Consider the following 1,995-nt stretch of genomic DNA (forward strand, 5'->3'; position numbering starts at 1 on the left):
TCCGTCGTGATCGGCGCTGATCGTGCGGAGGTCGTCGCCGCGCTCGAGCGACACGCACCCCGCGTGCCGCGGATCGCGATCGAGACGGGGCAGACTGAAGAGACGATGCGCGAGGCGGTGGCCGCTGCGGCATCGCTCGCCGAGGCGGGCGACACCGTGCTGCTGGCACCCGCCGCAGCATCGATGGACCAGTTCGAGGACTACGCGGATCGAGGCCGCCGCTTCCAAGCGGCGGTCCGGGCGCTCGGTCCCGACCAGGGCGAGAGCGAACCGGGCAGTGAAACCGGCAGTGGAGGTGACGCGGATGGCGACGCACCCGCCGGGGACCTCCGCGCCTGACGCGACCGGCGGGGCGAGCGGCTTCACGCGGATCCGACTCGGCCGCAGTCTGGGATCGATCTCGGACCCGACGGTCGTCCTGCTCTACTCGGTCACGCTCCTGCTCGTCGGCTTCGGGCTGATCATGGTCCTCTCCTCGTCGTCGATCACGTCCTACGTCGACGGCGAGGGCTTCTTCGGGCGGTTCTGGCGCCAGACGCAGTTCGCGCTGTTCGGCATCCCGCTGATGCTGTTCGCCGCGCGGATGCCCCTGCGCTTCTGGAAGCAGTGGGCCTGGCCGTTGTTCGCCCTCGGCCTCGCGCTCCAGGCGCTGGTCTTCACCCCGCTCGGCATCGACGACTTCGGCAACCGGAACTGGATCGAGCTCGGCTCGATCCGCGGCCAGCCCTCCGAACTGCTGAAGCTCGCCCTGATCGTCTGGATCGGGGCCGTCCTGCTGAAGAAGGAGCCCCTGCTGCGGCAGATGCGGCACGAGCTGATCCCGGTGATCGTGCCCGGCGCCGCGCTGGCGCTCGGCCTCGTGCTCGCGGGCAAGGATCTCGGCACCACCCTCATCATGGGCGCCGCCGTGCTCGGGGCCATGTACTTCGGCGGAGTGAGCTGGAAATCGCTCGGTCTCACGGCACTGATCGCAGTGGGCGGCGCGGCCTACTTCGTGCTCACGAGCTCCAACCGGCTCGCCCGCATCTTCGCGTCGGGCGACGACTACAGCGGGCTCGACTGGCAGCCGCTCCACGGCCTCTGGGCGCTCGCGGGCGGCGGCATCTTCGGCGTCGGGCTCGGCGGGTCGAAGGCCAAGTGGTCGTGGCTGCCGGCCGCCGACAACGACTACATCTTCGCGATCATCGGCGAGGAGCTCGGCCTCGTGGGCGCCGTGCTCGTGATCCTGCTGTTCGCCGTGCTCGCGGCGGTGATGATCCGCGCGATCGCGCGAGCGCGGGATCGCTTCGGCCGGGCGGTGATCGGCGGCGTGCTGGTCTGGGTCGTTGGCCAGGCCTTCGTGAACATCGGGGTGGTGATCGGCGTGTTCCCCGTGCTCGGGGTGCCGCTCCCGCTCATCAGCTCGGGCGGGACGGCGCTGATCGCCTGCCTGCTCGCCATGGGCGTCGTGATCTCGATCGCTCGAGACGGCGCCGCCTATCGGGCCGAGATCTCCGGAGAGGTGAAGCGATGACGGTGTATCTGCTCGCGGGGGGCGGCACCGCCGGCCACGTGAACCCGCTGCTCGCGCTCGCGGATCATCTCCGCGCCGTCGAGCCGGAGTCGGAGATCCTCGTCCTGGGGACGAAGGAGGGGCTCGAGGCGCGGCTGGTCCCCGAACGCGGGTACGAACTCCTGACGATCGAGCGTCTGCCGTTCCCGCGCCGGCCGAGCGCCTACGCCGTCACCTTCCCGATGCGCTACCGTCGCGCCGTGGCGGAGACCCGGGAGATGATCCGGGCGCGCGGCGTCGACGCGGTCGTCGGCTTCGGCGGTTACGCATCGGCGCCCGCGTATCGAGCGGCGAAGCTCGAGGGCGTGCCCGTCGTGATCCACGAGGCCAATGCGCGGCCCGGCCTCGCGAACCGGCAGGCGGCCCGGCACACGCCCTACGTCGCGGTGACCTTCGCGGAGACGCCGATCTCCGGCGCCGGATCCGCGGCCCGCGTGACCGGC

General features: G+C 71.2%; 2 protein-coding genes and 1 pseudogene. All 3 read left to right on the top strand.

Translation table 11 applies throughout. The annotated features are described in order from the left end of the window. Window positions 1-339: pseudogene (gene murD / locus ACFPZL_RS12645) on the top strand (UDP-N-acetylmuramoyl-L-alanine--D-glutamate ligase); the annotation flags it as partial. Beyond that, window positions 305-1,513: an FtsW/RodA/SpoVE family cell cycle protein gene (locus tag ACFPZL_RS12650; protein WP_218113740.1), complete on the top strand. Its 1,209-nt coding sequence runs from the start codon at window positions 305-307 to the stop codon at window positions 1,511-1,513. The pseudogene murD and the gene ACFPZL_RS12650, both read left to right, overlap by 35 nt. Beyond that, window positions 1,510-1,995, top strand: a 486-nt coding sequence (locus ACFPZL_RS12655; RefSeq protein ID WP_382335703.1) for a UDP-N-acetylglucosamine--N-acetylmuramyl-(pentapeptide) pyrophosphoryl-undecaprenol N-acetylglucosamine transferase, incomplete at its 3' end; no start/stop codon positions are given. The genes ACFPZL_RS12650 and ACFPZL_RS12655, both read left to right, overlap by 4 nt.

The organism is Leucobacter soli (genome assembly GCF_042659205.1).
Lineage (GTDB): Bacteria > Actinomycetota > Actinomycetes > Actinomycetales > Microbacteriaceae > Leucobacter > Leucobacter soli.

Coding starts and splice junctions, on each gene's coding strand:
- ACFPZL_RS12650 (WP_218113740.1), top strand. CDS start 305: ATGGCGACGCACCCGCCGGGGACCTCCGCGCCTGACGCGACCGGCGGG.